At 43.8% G+C, this 19,755-nt stretch carries 18 protein-coding genes; 13 read left to right on the top strand and 5 right to left on the bottom strand.

Features of this window, described 5'->3' with window-relative positions:
* Positions 1–31: 31 nt before the first annotated feature.
* The 3 genes from SU60_RS20115 to SU60_RS20105 form a co-directional block, all read right to left on the bottom strand.
* On the bottom strand, positions 32–1,030 hold the full coding sequence (locus SU60_RS20115; RefSeq protein WP_041157085.1) for a glycoside hydrolase family 53 protein: 999 nt from the start codon (positions 1,028–1,030) through the stop codon (positions 32–34).
* Between the two features lie 250 nt (positions 1,031–1,280).
* The gene (locus SU60_RS20110) at positions 1,281–2,288 is read right to left on the bottom strand and encodes a LacI family DNA-binding transcriptional regulator (protein WP_041157084.1); all 1,008 of its coding nucleotides are present in this window, start codon (positions 2,286–2,288) and stop codon (positions 1,281–1,283) included.
* Between the two features lie 78 nt (positions 2,289–2,366).
* Positions 2,367–3,470 carry an ABC transporter ATP-binding protein gene (locus SU60_RS20105; protein WP_041157083.1) on the bottom strand — a complete coding sequence of 368 codons (1,104 nt, stop codon included), beginning with the start codon at positions 3,468–3,470 and terminating at the stop codon, positions 2,367–2,369.
* A 216-nt stretch (positions 3,471–3,686) separates the two neighbouring features.
* Here SU60_RS20105 and SU60_RS20100 point away from each other — a divergent pair, with 216 nt between their 5' ends.
* The 9 genes from SU60_RS20100 (at position 3,687) to SU60_RS20060 (ending at position 13,851) form a co-directional block, all read left to right on the top strand.
* On the top strand, positions 3,687–4,922 hold the full coding sequence (locus SU60_RS20100) for an extracellular solute-binding protein (protein WP_041157082.1): 1,236 nt from the start codon (positions 3,687–3,689) through the stop codon (positions 4,920–4,922).
* A 226-nt stretch (positions 4,923–5,148) separates the two neighbouring features.
* Positions 5,149–6,327, top strand: a complete 1,179-nt coding sequence (locus SU60_RS20095) for a carbohydrate ABC transporter permease (RefSeq protein ID WP_280806736.1) — start codon at positions 5,149–5,151, stop codon at positions 6,325–6,327.
* Between the two features lie 4 nt (positions 6,328–6,331).
* On the top strand, positions 6,332–7,174 hold the full coding sequence (locus SU60_RS20090; protein ID WP_041157081.1) for a sugar ABC transporter permease: 843 nt from the start codon (positions 6,332–6,334) through the stop codon (positions 7,172–7,174).
* Positions 7,175–7,190: 16 nt separating this feature from the next.
* On the top strand, positions 7,191–8,423 hold the full coding sequence (locus SU60_RS20085; protein ID WP_041157080.1) for a glycoside hydrolase family 53 protein: 1,233 nt from the start codon (positions 7,191–7,193) through the stop codon (positions 8,421–8,423).
* Positions 8,423–10,489 carry a beta-galactosidase gene (locus SU60_RS20080; protein ID WP_041157079.1) on the top strand — a complete coding sequence of 689 codons (2,067 nt, stop codon included), beginning with the start codon at positions 8,423–8,425 and terminating at the stop codon, positions 10,487–10,489. The genes SU60_RS20085 and SU60_RS20080 overlap by 1 nt, the downstream gene beginning before the upstream one ends.
* Positions 10,490–10,637: 148 nt before the next feature.
* Positions 10,638–11,900 carry a maltoporin gene (locus tag SU60_RS20075; RefSeq protein WP_041157078.1) on the top strand — a complete coding sequence of 421 codons (1,263 nt, stop codon included), beginning with the start codon at positions 10,638–10,640 and terminating at the stop codon, positions 11,898–11,900.
* A gap of 401 nt (positions 11,901–12,301) precedes the next feature.
* Positions 12,302–12,832: a GNAT family N-acetyltransferase gene (locus SU60_RS20070; protein WP_041157117.1), complete on the top strand. Its 531-nt coding sequence runs from the start codon at positions 12,302–12,304 to the stop codon at positions 12,830–12,832.
* A gap of 28 nt (positions 12,833–12,860) precedes the next feature.
* Positions 12,861–13,280, top strand: a complete 420-nt coding sequence (locus SU60_RS20065) for a GFA family protein (protein ID WP_041157077.1) — start codon at positions 12,861–12,863, stop codon at positions 13,278–13,280.
* 214 nt (positions 13,281–13,494) lie between these two features.
* Positions 13,495–13,851, top strand: a complete 357-nt coding sequence (locus SU60_RS20060; RefSeq protein WP_342418121.1) for a DUF6404 family protein — start codon at positions 13,495–13,497, stop codon at positions 13,849–13,851.
* A 111-nt stretch (positions 13,852–13,962) separates the two neighbouring features.
* Here the strand turns inward: SU60_RS20060 and SU60_RS20055 are convergent, their stop codons facing one another.
* Both SU60_RS20055 and SU60_RS20050 read right to left on the bottom strand, forming a co-directional pair.
* Positions 13,963–15,336: an L-cystine transporter gene (locus SU60_RS20055; RefSeq protein WP_041157075.1), complete on the bottom strand. Its 1,374-nt coding sequence runs from the start codon at positions 15,334–15,336 to the stop codon at positions 13,963–13,965.
* Positions 15,337–15,521: 185 nt separating this feature from the next.
* Positions 15,522–16,217: an NAD(P)H-binding protein gene (locus SU60_RS20050; RefSeq protein WP_041157074.1), complete on the bottom strand. Its 696-nt coding sequence runs from the start codon at positions 16,215–16,217 to the stop codon at positions 15,522–15,524.
* Between the two features lie 163 nt (positions 16,218–16,380).
* On the opposite strand from SU60_RS20050, the gene cobT reads away from it, so the two are divergent.
* From cobT to cobC, 4 genes are read left to right on the top strand one after another with little or no spacing between them, the layout of a single operon-like run.
* The gene (gene cobT, locus SU60_RS20045; RefSeq protein ID WP_342418122.1) at positions 16,381–17,445 is read left to right on the top strand and encodes a nicotinate-nucleotide--dimethylbenzimidazole phosphoribosyltransferase; all 1,065 of its coding nucleotides are present in this window, start codon (positions 16,381–16,383) and stop codon (positions 17,443–17,445) included.
* An 8-nt stretch (positions 17,446–17,453) separates the two neighbouring features.
* Positions 17,454–18,251 (top strand): adenosylcobinamide-GDP ribazoletransferase, encoded by a 798-nt coding sequence (locus SU60_RS20040; protein ID WP_041157116.1) that lies wholly within the window; start codon positions 17,454–17,456, stop codon positions 18,249–18,251.
* 47 nt (positions 18,252–18,298) lie between these two features.
* Positions 18,299–18,832 (top strand): bifunctional adenosylcobinamide kinase/adenosylcobinamide-phosphate guanylyltransferase, encoded by a 534-nt coding sequence (gene cobU, locus SU60_RS20035; protein ID WP_041157072.1) that lies wholly within the window; start codon positions 18,299–18,301, stop codon positions 18,830–18,832.
* 12 nt (positions 18,833–18,844) lie between these two features.
* Entirely contained in the window at positions 18,845–19,456 is a 612-nt protein-coding gene (cobC, locus tag SU60_RS20030; RefSeq protein WP_041157071.1) for an alpha-ribazole phosphatase, read from the top strand.
* Positions 19,457–19,755: the final 299 nt, after the last annotated feature.

The following is a 19,755-nucleotide window of genomic DNA, read 5'->3' as shown; positions in this document are numbered from 1 at the left end:
TTGTTGGACGACTCTGGGTAACGTTTTTGAGTTATTCAAGAAAAGCATCAAGAGCTTGAGTAGGCTGGCGCGTATTCGGATCCCATGCACCCAAGGTATAACCTTGCCAACTATATGCCTGTGGCTCCCAATAGAAAATCCCAATGCCTTTATTTTGATTAACACGACGTACTTTTTGGATCATATCGGCAACGATAGTCTTTGCTTGAGGTTCATCCCAAGGCACGCCAATTTCAGTGATCATGACTTCAGTACCGTAGCGATCGACCAAATCATTGAGATTAGAGAGGCATTGATTGTTTGCTTCTTGCCAAGTAAGGCCTGTTGCATTCTTGGGATAAGATGATGCGCCAATAACATCCCACCAAGCACTATTGGATTGTAAGCCATCAAGAATCCACCTGAAATTAGCGTTGTCGTGACAGTTTGCTAAGTGGACAATGACCTTAGCATCTGGGAATACTTCTTTGGCTGCGTTGCGTCCGCTATTAAACAACCACGCATAGTTACGCATGTTGCTTGAAGCCATTCCTTCATTCCATAGCATTCCGTTGTTAGTTTCATTACCGACTTGAATCCATTTTGGTGTTATACCAGCAGCTTTTAAGGTGTTGAGAGAATCTCTAGTGTAAGACCATACTTGTCCCATTAAATCTTCGAAGCTCAGTTGTTGCCATGCTGCAGGTTTCCACTGGTTGCCTGGATCGGCCCAAGTGTCGCTGTAGTGGAAGTCAATCATCACGTCCATGTTTGCATCTTTGGCCCACTGCGCTTTGACAATTACATCATCCAGCGAGCTGTAATATCCATCACTGGGATTTACCCAAACACGAAGACGTACTGCGTTCATACCATGGTCTCGCAATATTGAAAGGACATCTTGTCGATATCCCCAATCGTTGTAGAACTCGTAACCATTGTCTTCCATCTGAGTTATCCAACTAATATCTGCGCCTTTAACAAACGCGTTAGAATGGGTCGAGGCTACTAATGAGCCGAAGATTGTTAGTATTTTTAAGGTATTGTTCATCGTGTCACCGTTTTTATATATTCACGTTTTTTGTTTTTTAAGCGTAAAGAATATAGCAACGGATTTTAGTATTGAGGTGATGTATAAAAGTGTTGGTGATTATTTTAGTAAGGTGATTTACGTAGTTGTGATTATGGATAAATTATCTAAGTAAATTTACTTAGATAACTGTGACTATGATCTATGTGAAAATGTTTCAAATAAAATTCATCATCCTTGATGTATTGCAGAGTCATAATTTAGCTCGAAGCTAGTTAATTTTAAAACTGTCTCGCCATATAAATTCATGACCAAATAAAACCGTTTTTTTGTATTTTCTGCCTTCCATTTTTTCAATGAACATATCAATTGCTACTTCTCCCATTTCAAACGGGAACAGTCGCATTGTAGTGAGGCTTGGGCTCATATGTCGGGCTGACGAGATATCATTGGTTCCGATAACTTGTATGTCCCCTGGAATGGTTAAACCAGCCTCATAAATGGCTCGATAAACACCAACGGCCACCATATCTGTCGCAGCGTAGACCACGTCAGGAAGTTCATCGAGTTGTAGCATTTCTTTCATTGCTTGATACCCCGACTCGATGCAATACTCTTTACTCACTTTACATAATGCATCGTGGTACAAGCCGTTTTCTTTGGTGACTTTACGAAAAGTATGTAAGCGCTCTTCGTTATTACCAATAAAAGCAGGTCGTTTACAACGGCTTTTTAGTACATTTTGCATAACCTCATTGGACAACGCCAACCGGTCAATTAAAACTGCATCGGTTTTGCTACCTAAAGGGTTCGAGTCAACAAATATAATATTGTGGTTAGCTTGATATAAGGTATCCACAACATGCTTGGAGAAATGTCCGACTGCAATGACGGCTGGAGCGTTTTCTATTAGATTTATATTAGTATCGATCTGGTCTAAATGAAGTGTTCTTAAATCGACGCCTTTTTCTAAGCAACGATTTTGAATGCCAGCACGAATAGAAGTGAAATACGGGTCGTCTATTTCCTGCGTGGGAGTTAAAAAGTTCAACATAACAACATCACGTATGCCATCTGGCTCGTTCGTTTTGGCTACTTCATGATGAACAAACTGTTTTTTACTGCGTTTAGGGGATTGATAACCAAGAGCCTCTACCGCCTCCAAAATCGCCCGCTTTTTGTCTTCACTTACAGACAAAGTAGGGTCTTCATTAAGAAAGCGAGAAATAGTTGAAGTAGAAATATTCGCTCTTTGTGCAATGTCTTTGAGTGTAGCCAAAAGATTACCCTATAGTATATTTATTGGACGGCTCTATCATGCCAAAGAGCATTTTGAATGCTCTTTGGCGTTAAAACGTTAATGCGTTGATTGTACAGAATCAAATGTAATGACGTTTCCATCAGGTTCAAAAATGTGTAAATGGGAAAGTGATGTAAATAGCGAAATTGACTCACCAGGTTGGACTTGCGTGTCCCCATGATGAAGGTATTTGAAGTCATCCACGCCGCCACATTGCCCAAAGATGTACGTCATTCCGCCCAGTCTTTCAACCACTTCACATTGGAAGGCGAGTGTGATCATATCTGGATTTGTTGTGAGGTGCTCTGGTCTAATACCTAATGTTAACTTTTTACCTATTTCAATCTGAGCTGTTTTTATTGGTAAGGTGATTGAGCCGCCCACATGCAACCTTACTGTCAAGCTGGTTTCATCCCACGCTTCAACGCTGCAAGGAAGAAAATTCATCTTAGGTGAGCCAATAAATCCGGCCACAAATCTGTTAATAGGATTATGGTACAGATCCATTGGTGAGCCAACTTGTTCCACTTTGCCATCACGAAGCACGACTATTTTGTCCGCTAATGTCATGGCTTCGACTTGGTCGTGCGTTACATAGACCATGGTTGACTTAAGCTCTTGGTGTAGCTTTGCAATATGCAGACGCATATCCACACGCAGTTCTGCATCAAGGTTTGATAGCGGCTCATCAAACAAAAATACTTCAGGATCTCGAACGATTGCGCGACCGATAGCAACGCGCTGACGTTGGCCGCCTGATAGTTGGGCTGGTTTACGATCGAGCAGGTGCTCTAACTGCAGTGCTTTACCGACCAACTTTACTTTTTTCTCTCGCTCTTCTTTTGGCACTTTGTTTACTTTTAATGAGTAACCCATGTTTTCCTCGACGGTCATATGCGGGTACAGAGCATAAGACTGAAATACCATCGCTACTCCTCGTTCTGATGGCGGAGTGTCGTTAACGACATTTCCGGAAATGGATATCGCCCCATCACTGATATCTTCCAGGCCAGCAATCATACGCAAGAGTGTTGATTTGCCACAGCCTGACGGACCAACAAACACCACAAACTCGCCTTCTTCTATCGACAAGTTTACGTTATGAATGGTTTGGGTATCGTCAAAACGTTTTACGACATTGGATAATTGGATCGAAGACATTTTAAATTCCTCTTAAATGATAATGAATAAAGTATGTGATCTAATTCGTCTTTTATTTAGTAAATTTTATTTTTACTTGTTTGTTTTATCACAATAACTAATAGGTATAGTGATTCAAATCACATCAATGAATAGCCTGTATGGAAAAAATAACACAAAGGAGCATATTTGCACCATAAATTTTATTTTTTACCAAAAACGAAGGCGTGAAATTTTATGGATAATAATAAATTTAGTAAAAAACTATCTGCTATCGCAGTTACTGCTCTATTTTGTTCACCGATGGTGTTGGCGCAGCAGTCCTTATTAGTCTGGGAAGACATTCAAAAGTCTTTTGGTAATGAAGAAGCGGTAGCAGCGTTTGAAAAACAACACGATGTAAAAGTGAATGTGCTTGAAATGCCTTATGGTGGTCAGGTCGAATCTCTACGTATGGACGGCCCAGCGGGTACTGGACCTGACGTCGTCTTGATTCCACATGATCAGATTGGTGGTGCTGTTATCCAAGGTTTACTTGCTCCAATTCAGGTCGATAAAGCTGTTACCGATACATTTAGTCAATCTTCTATTAATGCATTGACTTACAATGGTGTGCTTTACGGTTTACCTAAATCTGTTGAAACGGTATTTATGGTTTATAACAAAGATCTTATTTCTGAATTGCCTGATACGATGGACGAAATATTTGAGCTTTCCAAGAAGCTTCGTGAGGATAAAAAATACGGCTTACTGGCAAAATGGGATGAACTTTATTACACCTACGGAATTTTAAACGGTATGGGTGGTGATGTTTTTGCTAAAAACGACGACGGCTCATACAACCCAAATAAAATATTACTGAATACTCCAGGAGCTGTAGAAGGAGCAAAATTCATTCAGAAGTTCTATGAGTCAAAAGTATTTCCTACGGGCATTATTGGTAATAACGGGCTTAATGCCATCGATTCACTATTCACATCGGGCAAAGCCGCGATTGTTCAAACAGGTCCTTGGGCGCTCCAGCCATACAAAGAAGCGGGCATCAACTATGGTGTAGCACCACTTCCGAAATTACCATCTGGTGAGCAAATGGGTTCATTTATGGGGGTTAAGAGTTACAGCATCTCCACTTTCTCGAAGAATAAACCATTAGCGCAAGAGTTTATTACGTTCGTTAATAATTATGACAACGCCAAGCGCCGCTTTGAGCTAACTGGAGAGGTTCCAGCAGTGAAAAAATTGATCGACGATCCTGTTATCAAGAATGACCCGGGTGCAAGTGCTGTAGCAATGCAATCCATTCACGCTACGTCTATGCCTTCTATTCCTGAAATGAATGAAGTGTGGGGTCCTGCGAACAGCGCGCTTCAGTTGATCGCAACGAATAAACAAGATGCGAAAAGTGCACTCGACTCCGCGGTAGACAGCATCAATATGCAAATCGAAGCTAACCACGCAATGATGGGTCAATAATTCAAAGATATTGTTCTGGCGACAGTAATTGTCGGCCCTATATACCTTTCTGGTCTGGGGCTGACAGACGCCAGAAGTTTTCCGAAATGGAGTTGTAAGTGATGTCTGACATGAGTGAACATTTTGAGCATAACCCGGGGTTATATCGATCCCAACGGTTTATTGCCTCTTTACTTGCGTTAATTCCCGCTTTGGCCAGTTTTATAATCGACAGTTTGTAAAAGGCATGATGTTCTTCATCTTGCTAACAAGTTTTTATGCAGTAACTCGTGATTTTATTGCCCACGGTATGTGGGGCCTTTTAACACTTGGAGAAAACCTACCAGAGGACAACTCAGTTTTCCTACTCGCAGAAGGTATTATTGCTTCGTTAGTGGTGGTATTTGGTTTAGCGGTTTATGTACTCAGCATTAATGACGCATACAAAAACGGTCAACGACTTGATGAAGGCCGCCCACTGAACTCACTGCGTGTACAGTATCGCAATGTTATAAATGCTGGCTTCCCGTACCTGATGATTAGCCCGGGTTTTATCCTTTTAGTCTTTGTTGTTGTGTTTCCGATCATCTTCGGTTTTGCGATTGGTTTTACCAACTACAACCTATACAACTCACCACCTGCGAAGCTGGTTGACTGGGTTGGATTGAAGAACTTCTTCAACATTTTCCAAATTAACTTGTGGCGTAACACCTTTATCGATGTGTTGCAGTGGACGGTCGTTTGGACATTAGTTGCATCAACATTGCAATGTACAGTCGGGGTTCTGCTGGCGATTCTGGTGAACCAAAAAGACCTTAAATTTAAGCCTCTGATCCGTACTATCTTTATTCTTCCTTGGGCGGTACCTGGCTTTGTTACCATCCTTATTTTTACCGGGATGTTTAATGACAGCTTTGGTGTCATCAACAACGTGATCCTCGACTTCTTTGGTATTGAGCCTAAAGCTTGGCTTACAGACCCGTTCTGGACGAAAGTCGCGCTCATCATGATCCAAACCTGGTTAGGGTTTCCGTTTGTATTCGCCATGACAACGGGGGTTCTACAGGCGATCCCTAATGATCTTTATGAAGCTGCGACGATGGACGGTGCAAGCAAATTCCAGCAGTTAAGAACCATTACTTTACCACTGGTACTGTACTCAATTGCTCCAATTTTGATTACTCAATATACGTTTAACTTCAACAACTTCAATATTATTTATCTGTTTAACAATGGTGGTCCTGCTGTTATTGGTAGCAACGCGGGCGGCACCGATATCTTGGTGTCATGGATTTACAAACTGACGATGTCCTCATCGCAATACGGTATTGCATCTGCAATCACTTTATTATTGTCGATTTTCGTTGTGGGCATTGCGCTTTGGCAATTCCGGATGACTAAGTCGTTCAAAGAAGAAGCGAGATAACAATATGAGTATTAAACGTAGTAATCGCATCCGATTGACATTGAGTTACGGCCTGATTTTGTTGGTATCAGTAATCATTATTTACCCGTTAGTGTGGACGGTTGGTGCGTCGTTCTATCCGGGTAACAGTATTATGGGTGAGTCCATTTTCCCGGATAAACCGACTTTGAGTCACTATGCAACTTTGTTTGCTAATGACAAAGTGGCTTACCTGACTTGGTTCTGGAATAGTTTGAAAATCAGCTTTTTGACCATGGTACTGACGTTGATCAGTGTGTCATGTACGTCATATGCGTTTTCACGCTTTCGTTTTAAAGGCAGGAAAAATGGTCTAATGCTGTTCCTTCTGTTGCAGATGATCCCTCAATTCTCTGCCCTGATTGCGATATTTGTCCTAGCGCAGATGTTGGGATTAATTAATAGCCATCTTGCATTAGTACTGGTTTATGTTGGCGGTATGATCCCGATGAACACGTATTTAATGAAAGGTTACTTGGACGCGATACCTAAAGATCTTGATGAGTCGGCAAAAATGGATGGCGCGAGTAATATTCGTATTTTTTTGGAAATTATACTACCAATTTCAAAACCAATTATTGCGGTAGTGGCATTGTTCTCTTTCACGGGGCCACTAGGCGACTTTATTCTCGCAACAACGATTTTAAGAACGCCTGAAAATTATACGTTGCCAATCGGGTTATATAATTTGGTCGTAGAAAAAATGGGGGCGAGTTATACCACATATGCAGCAGGTGCGGTGCTTATTTCAATACCTGTAGCGCTTCTTTATCTATCACTACAAAAATACTTTGTATCTGGCTTAACAGCAGGTAGTACCAAAGGCTAATACTAGAGAGAAAGATATGAACACAAAATTTAAGGTTGCACTTATTAGTGCGGCAGTGGCTTTGGCTGGCTGTCAATCTGTAAATTCTTCAAATAATAATAGCTCTGATATTAATTCTGATACGGATAATATTGTTATAACTGCTCCTAAGCTGAGAGCTGATTTTATTCGTGGTATGGATATTTCCATGTTGCCGGAAATAGAAAAATTAGGTGGAAAATATTACCAAGATGGTAATGAAGAAGACCTGATTAAAATATTAAAAGATAGTGGGGTTAATTCTATCCGCGCACGTTTGTGGGTAGACCCGATGTCAGCTACTGGTGAAGTATTTGGTGGTGGTAATAACACGTTAGAACGTTCCATTGAGCTTGGTAAACGCGCACAAGCAAACGGTATGTCATTCCTACTTGATATCCATTACAGCGATTTTTGGGCTGATCCTAAAAAGCAACAAAAGCCAAAAGAGTGGGAGCAACTTACGTTTGAGAATCTAACACAGAAAGTCTACGACTATACAGCAGAGGTGATGAAAGCACACCAAGCTGCTGGTGTCGTACCAGACATGGTTCAAGTTGGTAACGAACTGAATGGTGGCATGCTTTGGCCTGAAGGGAAAAGTTGGGGTCAAGATGGTAAGGAATTCGACCGTCTATCACTTCTTTTAAAAACCGGCATCCAAGCGGTGCATGACAATGACAGTGGTAAAGACATTCAAATCATGTTGCACCTCGCTGAAGCAGGTGACAACGGTCTATTCCGTTGGTGGTTTGATGAAATCACCCAACGTGGTGTCGATTTTGATGTGATTGGTATGTCTTACTACCCGTGGTGGCACGGTTCAATCGATAAAGTAAAAGCCAATATGAATGACGTCATCAGTCGCTACAACAAGCCGGTTGTCTTAGTCGAAACGTCTTTCCCGTTTACTACTGAAAATGGTGATGCGTTAGGTAATAGCTACTCCGAGGCAGGACCGATTGAGGGATACAGTGTTTCAATTGAAGGTCAGGCGCAATACCTGGCTGACATCATGACGCTGCTGAATGAACTGCCTAACGAACAAGGCCTGGGGATTTATTACTGGGAGCCTGCATGGTTACCAATCAATGGGGCAACCTGGTCAACGGGCGCTGGCATGGACTATAGCGGGGACAAATGGGACATGGGCAACTCATGGGAGAACCAAGCGCTATTTGATTTTGAAGGTAACGCACTACCGTCTTTGAAAGTATTTAAAGGTCAATAATGAACAATAAAAAACACATCATTCCCAAGATAAAAGGCTTGCTCCATGGAGCAGATTACAACCCTGAGCAATGGTTAGACAGACCAGATATTTTAGCGAAAGATATTGAACTGATGAAGCAGACGAATTGCAACGTTATGTCTGTCGGTATCTTCAGTTGGTCTGCTCTTGAACCTGTAGAAGGTGAGTTTCAGTTTGAATGGCTGGATAACGTACTGGATAACTTGGCAGAAAATGGGATTTCTGTATTCCTGGCGACACCGAGTGGTGCGCGTCCTGCATGGTTGTCTGAACGATACCCTGACGTACTTCGAGTCAACAGCGCACGCGTTAAACAGCTGCATGGAGAGCGTCATAACCATTGTTACAACTCACCTAATTATCGTGAGAAAGTAAGCATCATGAACGCTAAATTGGCTGAACGTTACAGTCAACATCCTGCGGTGATAGGCTGGCACGTCTCAAACGAATATGGTGGCGATTGTCACTGTAATTACTGCCAAGAAGAGTTTCGTTTCTGGCTGAAAAACAAATACGGCTCTCTACACAATCTTAATAAGCTGTGGTGGAGTGCTTTTTGGAGTCACACCTATACCAGTTGGGAACAGATTGAGTCGCCATCTCCCGTTGGTGAGAACTCAGTTCACGCACTTAAGTTGGACTGGAAACGGTTTTGTACCGATCGCGTCTCCAACTTCTGTGAACACGAGATTGCACCACTTAAAGCGATAAATCCTGAGTTGCCAACAACAGCAAACTTTATGGAGTATTTCTACGACTACAACTACTGGGAACTCGCGAAGTCAATTGATGTTGTTTCTTGGGACAGCTATCCACTTTGGCACCGCGACAGCGATGAGGTTGCGCTAGCTTGCTATACCGGGATGTACCATGATTTGATGCGTACACTGAAAAACCAGCCGTTTTTACTGATGGAATCAACCCCAAGCCAAACCAACTGGCAGCCAATCACTAAGCTCAAAAAAGACGGTGTTCATCTACTTTCCTCATTGCAAGCAGTGGCTCATGGTTCAGATTCTGTTCAGTACTTCCAGTGGCGAAAAAGCCGCGGCTCTGTGGAGAAGTTCCATGGTGCGGTCATTGACCACGTTGGTCATGCAAATACTCGTACTGGCCGAGAAGTGACAGCCGTCGGTGAGTATCTTAAACAAATTAATGATGTGGCGGGAACGAACACGCAGGCCGAAGTGGCGATCATTTTTGATTGGGAAAACCGTTGGGCAATGGATGATGCTTCAGGTCCTCGCAATGAAGGCATGCATTACGAGCAAACCGTGTGTGACCATTATCGAGGGTTTTGGCAGCAAGGTATTAGCTGCGACATCATAGAGCAGCTATGTGATTTTACTCCCTACAAGGTCATTGTTGCGCCTATGCTGTACTTACTAAAACCTGGCGTAGCAGAGCGTCTGGAAGCGTTTGTGGAGCAGGGTGGGACGTTAGTCGCGACTTATTGGAGTGGCATCGTTGATCAGAATGATTTGTGCTTCTTGGGAGGTTTCCCTGGTGGAGAAGGCAGCCCATTGCGCCGCACATTAGGTATTTGGGCTGAAGAGATTGACTCACTCTATGACCATGAACGCGTATTGTTTGAAATGGAAACGCACTCTGGTTTTGGCTTCAGTGGTGAATTTAAGGCCAAGCACTTAATGGAACATATTCATTTAGAGACGGCAGAAGCTTTGGCTTATTACCGCGAGGATCTATTTGATGGTTGCCCTGTCATTACTAAGAACCAGCTTGGTAAAGGTTGTGCTTACTACATCGCTGCTCGTACAGAGACAGAGTTTAACGAATTGTTTTACATCTCTCTTGCTCATTTACATGGTATTCGCAAGCCAATTGAAAACGTGCCTTACGGAGTGTCAGTGACAACTCGTGAGGACGAACAGTCTCGCTATTTGTTCATTATGAACTTTTTGAATGAGCCGCGAGATTTGAAAGTTCCGCACGGGAATTGGGTAAATGCCAATTCAGGTGACGATATTGAGGAAAATATTACACTTCAACCCTATAAAGTTATCGTTCTCCAAAATAATAAATAACTCTCCCGCCTGATTATTTAGGCGGGCAATGAATAACAATATTTATAAATAAGATGAAATTCATCTTACGGGTAAGTATTGCCTAAACAAAGGATATGGCGATATTTACCCAGCCAATAACTCAAAAGTAATACAAAAGGAAATTAAAATGAAAAAAGCAACATTGACAGTCGCTATTTTAGGTTCTTTATTCGCCACTCAAGTTTCAGCAGTCGATTTCTACGGTTACGTACGTGCTGGTTTGGGAGCCAGTGCTGATGGAGGCGGTACCAAGGGAGGCGATGAGTTTAATAAAACGACATTGGGCCGTTTGGGCAATGAGTTTGACACTTATTCAGAAATTGGATTAGGCCAAGAATTATTCAATGCAGATGGTCGTTCAATGTACTTTGAAAGTATGTTTGAAATGTCATCGGACGGGAACCTAGAGTCTGAAAATAGTAAAGATGACAGCGCTAACTTTGGAATTAAACAGTTAAATGTTCAAGCTAAGGGTTATATTCCTGCTTCACCTGATGCCGTTATCTGGGCTGGTAAACGCTTTTATCAACGTCATGATATTCACATTATAGATACCAAGTACTGGAATATTTCTGGATACGGTGTGGGTATCGAAAATATAAAGTTAAATACCGGTGCGGTTTCAGCAGCGGTTATCCGAGCTGATAATGAGTTGGCCGAGTGGGATAATACTGGCAATAAAACGAGTTACGGAGATCTGAATACTTACTTCTTAGATCTACGTTACGCCGGGTTTAGCCCATGGGAAGGATCTTGGACTGAGTTCGGTGTTGACTATGCAATGGTTAACCCAACTGATGAGCAAGAAGACGCCGCTGAAAACTTCGATAACGGTCTAATGGTAACTGCTGAACTTAGCCAGAGCTTCGCGTTGGGGTATAACAAGTTTGTACTCCAATATATGGACAAAGGGCTTGCACAGAACGCTATCTCACAAGGTGGTGGATGGTATGACATCTGGAGTGGTGATGTCAGCGATGCAAAAGGGTTCCGTTTTATCAGCACTGGTGATTTGAACTTAGGCGAAAATGTCTTGATCAATCATGTTTTAACTTACGGCAACGTGAAAGATCATGGTGACTGGTTAGATAAGGAAAAGTTGTTCTCGTTTGTAGCTCGCCCAACTTACAACTGGTCGTCATACAACAAGACCATGTTAGAAGTAGGCTACTTTGACCAAGAAAAAACGTGGGATTCAGGCTCTGAAGACAAGTTTAGTGGTACAAAATTCACTATTGCACATGCTATCTCTACGGGAGAGTCTTTCTTTGCTCGTCCAGAAATTCGATTCTTCGCGACTTATTTGAAAGACAATGAGGGTGACTCTTTTGACAACAATAAGAGTAACGACACCATCAACTACGGTGTACAAGTTGAGGCTTGGTGGTAACCAATAAAAATTGCCATTTTTCTGCCATGGTAGCGGGAAGGTATTGCGCTAAAACCCGCCACTACCGTAAGTGCTGCATTGCAATGATGACGGATTAGCGTGGGAACTATAAAGCCGCTTCGCTGCAATGCAGGCGCTAATATTACAGAGAAGGAGAAGGTGGCGTAGCCAGAGCGTGACCTGCCAGTGTTTAACTCTTGATTATATGGGAGTTGGCAGGTTTGCTCTCATTAACTCATTAACTCATTAACTCATTAACTCATTAACTCATTAACTCATTAACTCACTAACTCACTAACTTCACTGATTATGCTTTGAAGAAACCAATGAAGGGCGGCATGATAATGGAAAGCGACGTTAAATTGGTTAACAAGCGCGATAACCCTCAGTTGGAGAGTGATATGGAAACAGAAAGACTCAAATTAGTGCCTCCTTCAATGGAGCTCCAACCTTTGGTGCTGGAAGCGATACAAGAGAGTCAGGATGAGCTTGGTGTTTTTCTTCCTTGGGTGCCCTATGCTTTAACAGAAGCTGAATCCATCGAAAACACAAAGCAGGCGATCAAAAACTTTGAGAACTTCGAAGATGAATTACGTTATTCAATCATAGAGAAGAAAACGGGTTGTTTGCTTGGTGCGATAGGGTTAACTATCCGAGACAAAACTGTGCCGTTCTTTGAAATAGGGTACTGGCTACGCAGCGCCAGTGTCGGCTATGGTTTTGTTACGGAAGCGGTTAAAGCGGTTGAGACGTATGCATTTTCAGAACTTAACGCGAATCGGATTGAAATTAAAGCGGTCGAATATAACGCAAAAAGCAGAGCGGTTGCGGAGCGTTGTGGTTACGTATTCGAAGGATTACTTCGCAATGATTGCAGGCTTCCGTCGGGTGAGCTAAGTAGCACCGCGGTGTATTCAAAAATAAGCTTATAACGCTTAGCTAAACAGTAAGGAGATTGACATGAATAATAAGCATCAAGGCTCGTGTCTTTGTGGTTCGGTGAAGTATGAGCTATCTGGTGACTTCCAGTCTTTCTTCTTGTGTCACTGTTCTCGCTGCCAAAAGGACACTGGCTCCGGTCATGCTGCGAATCTGTTTGCCAAAGACAGTTCGCTGACTTGGCTGCAGGGTGAAAGAGAGGTTAAAACCTATCAGCATCCAAACTCACTTCATACAAAAAGCTTTTGTCAGAAGTGTGGGTCTGCACTCCCGACTGTGATTGAAAGTATAAACAGCGTCATGGTCCCTGCGGGCAGTCTCGATAGTCCTGTCCCAATAATGCCTACCGCCAAAATTTTTGTTGGAAGTGGAGCAAGTTGGGCTGCGAATTTAGATGATATACCGAGCTACGAGGCGCTACCCGATCAATCTAAAAGCTAAAGGAATATCAAGTGAGTTAAGTGATACCACGGTGTATTCAAACCCAATCCTGCAAGTAACTCTGGCGTTACGTTCAGACTATATTTAAGCAGTCAGTCGTTGCTCGAACTTCCAGATACGCTTTGAAGTCCATCGCAGTATTAAAAATCCCATTCTCGACAAATCGATTTAGGTCATCAGGATATAGATAACAGGCAAGTCAAGTTATGAGGTTATGATGAACAAGCTCGAATTTATCCAGCTACATCTTATTGAAAAAGGTGTTCCGGCTGATTTAACGGGACCAAACCTATTTATTTGGTCAAAACACAAAGACAGCACAAGTATGCCTTTGGTCTTTCAATCCCTTACGAAAGTCATCTTAGTCGGGGGCGTATTTATGGGGTTAGTATGGGGCGCTATGATGTGGATTATGTGGTGGCACAGCGAACCTGAACGTTGGTCAAACTACCTTGTTTCATCTGTCTTTTTTGGGATAGGGATGGGACTGATCACTGCGTTTAGGATATACAGGGCTCGGAAAAGGCTAGGAACTGATGATTGGGAAAGCTGGTGTGAACGTAACTATTAATGAACTGGTTGTTCGATTACCTAACAAACTGTGCTCATCAACAAACAAAAAGCCGATGGAAAAACCATCGGCTTGATTTTATGCGTTGTTTCTTAGTGAGAAACGAGCAAACTAGGCATTTGCCTCTTCGGCGGTTCCTTGCTCTTGCTCAGATTTCAATACTCGGCTTGTAATAGTACCTGCCGTCATTGCACCTGAAACGTTCAGTGCAGTACGTGCCATGTCAATCAATGGTTCGATTGAGATAAGTAGGGCCGCGATAGTCACGGGTAAGCCCATTGCAGGGAGTACAATCAATGCGGCAAATGTCGCACCGCCACCAACGCCTGCAATACCAAATGAGCTGATGGTAATAATGCCGACCAATGACAGAATGAAGTTAATGTCTAACGGGTTGATGCCCATTGTTGGCGCAACCATCACGGCAAGCATCGCTGGGTAAATACCCGCACAACCATTTTGACCAATTGTGGCACCAAATGAAGCGGATAGGTTGGCGATAGCTGGTGGCACATTCAGTTTGGTGATCTGCGCTTCTACATTCAATGGAATGGTAGCGGCTGAACTGCGTGAAGTGAACGCAAAGGTCAACACTGGCCAAATTTTCTTAAAGTATTCTGCTGGGCTTACACCAACAAAAGAAACCAGAATGCCGTGTACAACGAACATCAGTGCAATGGCAACGTAGGACGCAACGATGAAGCCAAGTAGGTTAAGAATGTCAGAAGCACTCGATGTTGCGACTACTTTGGTCATCAACGCAGCGATACCGTAAGGCGTTAGCGCCATGATCATTTTAACTAGACGCATTACGATAGATTGTGCAGCTTCAACAAAAGTGCGAATTGGTGTTTCCAGTTCCGCTTTTTCTTGCATGACCTTACGTGCAGCAATACCGGTTAGAACGCCGAAGATTACGACCGCGATAATCGAGGTTGAACGAGAACCTGTCAGGTCTGCAAATGGGTTGGTTGGAATGAAGCTGACCAGCATCTGAGGAATCGTTAGGTCGCTCACTGCACCTACACGGCTTTCTAGCACGGCAATGCGAGCGGTTTCTCGCGCACCCTCGGTAAGCCCTTCTGCTGACAGACCAAAGGCGGAAGCTACGCCGATACCAATCAATGCGGCGATAGCGGTTGTGACAAGTAACACTGAAATTGTCAGACCAGAAATCTTACCCAGTGAGCCGCCTTTTTCCAGTTTTACAACCGCGGAAATCATCGACACCAAGACTAATGGCATGATCACCATTTTTAGCAGCCCAACATAGCCGTTACCGACGATGGCGACCCAAGACAACACGTCTGATATCACGCTGCCGTTTTCAGCATGAATGAGGTGAAGCGCTAAGCCAAACAAAGAGCCAGTAACAAGACCAATTAAAACGAGACGAGAAAGAGTGTGTTGTTTTTGTTGCTGGCGAAATAGAAAAAATAATATGCCAACAAATACAACAAGAGAGGCAACTACTGCGAAATTCATAACCTTACCTTATTATTCAGCGAAACATGCTGCAATTTACTAACGAAGCGGGGACGGTAAGATACCCCTCTGTCTTTCAGTTTAAAAATGAAAAACAGGAATGATATAGTTCTTAATGTTATATGATTCGCGATTATATTAACTGCTAAGGCAGGGTGTTTTAGAGAATGTCTCTATTTTGATGCTTAATCATAGTGCCTTACTAAATCGAGCATGTCTTTTCGGGTTAGGTATGTCGTTTTATCTTCTTGATAGCTGAATACTTGATAAATCATGGCCTTAGCAACGTCGTCCGCAGCAATTGGCACGAAATTAGATAGTTTCCCAATCATCAAAGGGCGAAGGATTTTCAACAGGCTCTGAACCAGTTTTTCATCGCCTCGTGGTTGTTCTCTTTGACCGACTAGAGGACCAGGGCGGACGAAGACTAGCTCATCGAACCCCAGCTTTTCTATGTTGCTTTCCATCTGTCCTTTACAAGCAAGATAATGAGAGCGTGATTGGCTGTTTGCACCCAGGCTGGAAACCACCGCTAACCGTTTCACGCCAATCATCTTCATTTGACGGGCAACTTTCGTGACGAGCTCTACGTCCACTTTACGTAAGTTCTCTTTGCTGCCAGCTTGCTTTAATGTTGTGCCCAAACAGATAAACCCCACTTGTGGCGAAGGTTGCTCTTCATCCCAATCGTAAATCGAAAGGTCGGCGTCAATGAGTGGAATGATTTTTTTGTCTGGGTCGGCAATACCAGTGAGTGGGCGTCTAGAGAGAGCATATACAGCAGGGATACCGGGCTGAGTGAGTAAGTTGGTTAAAACCTGTTGGCCAATTAAGCCCGTGGCACCCGCAATGATGGCATAAGTATTGACGCTGCTGTTCATGAGTCTTCTCCGAAGTGAGAACGTACGTGATTATATTGTTATACGCAGGTTTTCATATCGGGTAAAGCGAGGCTGTCATGTTATAAAAAAATCACGTGAATTTGCGTAAGAGATACGTACACTGTTTCTCTCTTCCGTTGACGTTGAATAAAACGTAAACCGCATTTATAAGGAAAATGGACATATGGATCGCTCTTTTGCTGCTGATATCCAAGCGCGCATTGATAATAAAACCAAGCCATTGGGCTCGCTAGGGTTACTCGAGAAGGTGGCCTTGGAACTCGCGCTCATACAAAGCCAGGGTAAAACGCAAGCGGTGGAACACATCACCATTCGTCAACCAACGATGTTAGTGTTTGCTGGTGATCACGGAGTCGCAGAAGAGGGGATCAGTATCGCACCAAGTGCTGTTACTCAGCAGATGGTGGCCAACTTTTTGGCCGGTGGTGCGGCGATCAATTGTTTTTGTGATTTGAACCAAATCGAATTCAAAGTGATTGACTGTGGCATGCTGGAGCCGATTAACGTCCTGGTTCCAGAGTTTCAGTCACACCCAAATCTGGTCGAGCAACGCTTAGGCAATGGTACGGCCAATTTTTCTAAACAAAGTGCAATGTCCTTAGAGCAAGTGGCGCTGGGTCTGGATTACGGCGCAAAAATCGCAGAACAAAGTATTGCCGAAGGTTCGAATCTATTGATGTTTGGTGAGATGGGGATTGGCAATACCAGTTCTGCGTCGGCGTTGTTGACTGCACTTAGCCCGTTGGAAGTGGACCACTGTGTTGGGCTAGGAACGGGTATCAATAAAGAGCAACTTAACCGAAAGATCAAACTGGTTGCAAAAGGTGCTCACCGATGTCACGACCTAGATACCAAAGCGGTTTTAGCTCAAGTCGGCGGTTATGAGATTGTTCAAATGGTGGGGGCATTCCTAGAAGCTAAGCGCTTGAAAACACCAGTTCTAGTTGACGGCTTTATTGTCTCAGTCGCGGCGTACATTGCGACGTTACTTGATGAAGAAACGCGTGACTACATGTTGTTTGCCCACCGTTCTGAAGAGAGCGGGCATAAATTTGTACTCGAATACTTAAAAGCTGAGCCTTTGTTGGATCTTGGTCTGCGTCTGGGAGAAGGGACTGGTGCTGCACTTGCGTTACCACTGCTAAAAGCGGCAGCCCAGTTTTATAACAACATGGCGAGTTTTGAGAGCGCGGGAGTCACCGTCTAGTGTCAGTTCTGAAAACGCCAGAGGATAAAGTACGCGGCTCTTTACGTTATCAAGGTGAACTTTTTCTGTTGGCGGTGAGCTTTTTTAGTCGTTTACCTGTCCCGGCTAACTTACCTTACAGCGAAGAACGTATGAACCAGGCTGGACGCTATTTTGCGTTGGTTGGTGTTGTTTTAGGTGGATTATGTGCCTTGGCTTTTTGGCTGTTCAACACATTGCTTCCTGATGCAGTAGCGCTAGTTCTAACTATGGCCTTTAGTTTGCTGCTTACCGGTGCTTTTCATGAAGATGGACTGACCGACATGGCCGATGGCATTGGCGGAGGGATGACGCAAGAACGTCGCCTCACGATAATGAAAGACAGCCGTATCGGGACGTATGGCGCAGCAACCTTAATCATGGCGTTGTTGGCCAAGTATGTGTTTTGGAGTGAGTTGGTTTCATTACCGGAATTCGAATTGATTATCGTGGTGGCCTATACGGTAAGCCGAACGTTAGCCGCGACGCTGATTTATGACATGCCTTATGTGAGTGACAGCGATACATCAAAGAGCAAGCCGCTTGCAAATAAACAGTCGTCGCTAGAAGTGGCGATTTTACTGTTCACTGGTGGTGTCGTCGCGCTTTTCCTCGGGGTGGCTCAGGCGGCGTTAATCACTGTGGTGCTTGCATTATTTCGCTTTGGTTTTAAGCGTTGGCTCACTCAGCGAATTGGCGGTTTTACGGGTGACTGTCTCGGAGCGGCTCAGCAACTCGCAGAATTACTGGTATATCTTACTTTAATCGCGTGGTGCCTCGGTTCTTAATGTCATTGACCTCATAGAACGACTTATCTCATGGAACGACTAATCGCATGAAGCAACTAATATTAGGTGGAGCTCGCTCCGGAAAATCCCGACTTGCAGAGCAGTCCGCGCAAGCGCTGGCACATACTTCAGGGGCAACGCTGCATTACGTCGCTACGGCATTGCCATTTGATGACGAAATGCGCGAACGGATCGCGCATCATAAAAAGCAACGCGGAGCAGGGTGGCAAGAGCATGAATGTCCCCGGCGCTTGGCGGCGTTACTGTTAAGCTTAGGTCGTGATGATGTTGTGTTAGTCGATTGTCTCACGTTGTGGCTCAATAACTGGATATTTGAGTTGGGTGATGACTGCACGAATGAAAAACTCGAGGTAGAAATCAATCGGTTGGTTGAGGCCGCCTCTCACTGTGAAGCATCGGTGATTTTTGTTTCCAACGAAGTTGGTATGGGTGTGGTTCCGCTTGGCGCGGTCAGTCGTTATTTTGTCGATAATGCGGGTCGAATGAATCAGAGACTCGCAGAGGTATGTGACCGTGTCACGTTTGTGGCTGCTGGGTTGCCTCTCGTCCTAAAAGAATAGGGTTAGGAAGATATGAAAACGCTGAATATCTATTTAGTGCGGCACGGAAAAGTGAACGCTGCACCCGGCATGCATGGTCAAACCGACTTAAAAGTCGATGACAAAGAGCAACAGCGAATTGCTCATGCATGGAAAGAATATGGGCTAGAGGTCGGGGCGATTATTTCGTCACCGCTTTCACGTTGTTACGACCTCGCGCAAATGATCGGTGAACAACAGTTGCTGCCTGTCGTGCAAGATCAAGATCTGCAGGAGATGGGCTTTGGTGACTTTGATGGTGTGCCATTTGATATGCTGACGGAGAAGTGGAAGAAGCTCGACGCGTTTTGGCAAGCGCCTGCCAAGCACCCATTGCCAAACGCAGAGCGCTTAGATGCATTCTCTTTACGAGTAAATAACGCATGGTCTCGAATCGTTAACGACGCAAGCGACAACGTGTTAATCGTCACTCATGGCGGTGTCATTAGGATGATATTGGCTCATGTATTAGAACTCGATTGGCGAAACCCTAAGTGGTATTCGACGCTAGCCATTGGCAATGGCTCAATGACGCACATAACGCTGACCGTGGACGACCAAATATACCCGTCAGTGCGAGCGATTGGCGTTTCCTTCGCTCAATAATTGTCTGCGTTTTAGCCGTTATTGCCGAATTAGAACACATACTGTGAATCGGTTGGCGAATCGAGACAAAAAGTTGATCAAATCATAATGATATCGATAGTGCCTGTGGTAAAGTTCATCGATTAACACTTTGTAATCGTTTAAATAACAGACAATTTAATGCTTGGTTTGAGATTACGGGGCTAAAAGGTATCAGATTTTCGGAGAAAATAATGGTTACTGCTTATATGTGGGATCGCAGCAACAAAAATTCTTTGTACAATTTATTAACATACCCGCCGTGCAATTAAGGAGTAACG

It is taken from the genome of Vibrio mytili (genome assembly GCF_000830505.1).
GTDB lineage: Bacteria > Pseudomonadota > Gammaproteobacteria > Enterobacterales > Vibrionaceae > Vibrio > Vibrio mytili.
The sequence above is the reverse complement of the archived record's forward strand: the minus strand, read 5'-3'. Positions and strand labels throughout refer to the sequence as shown.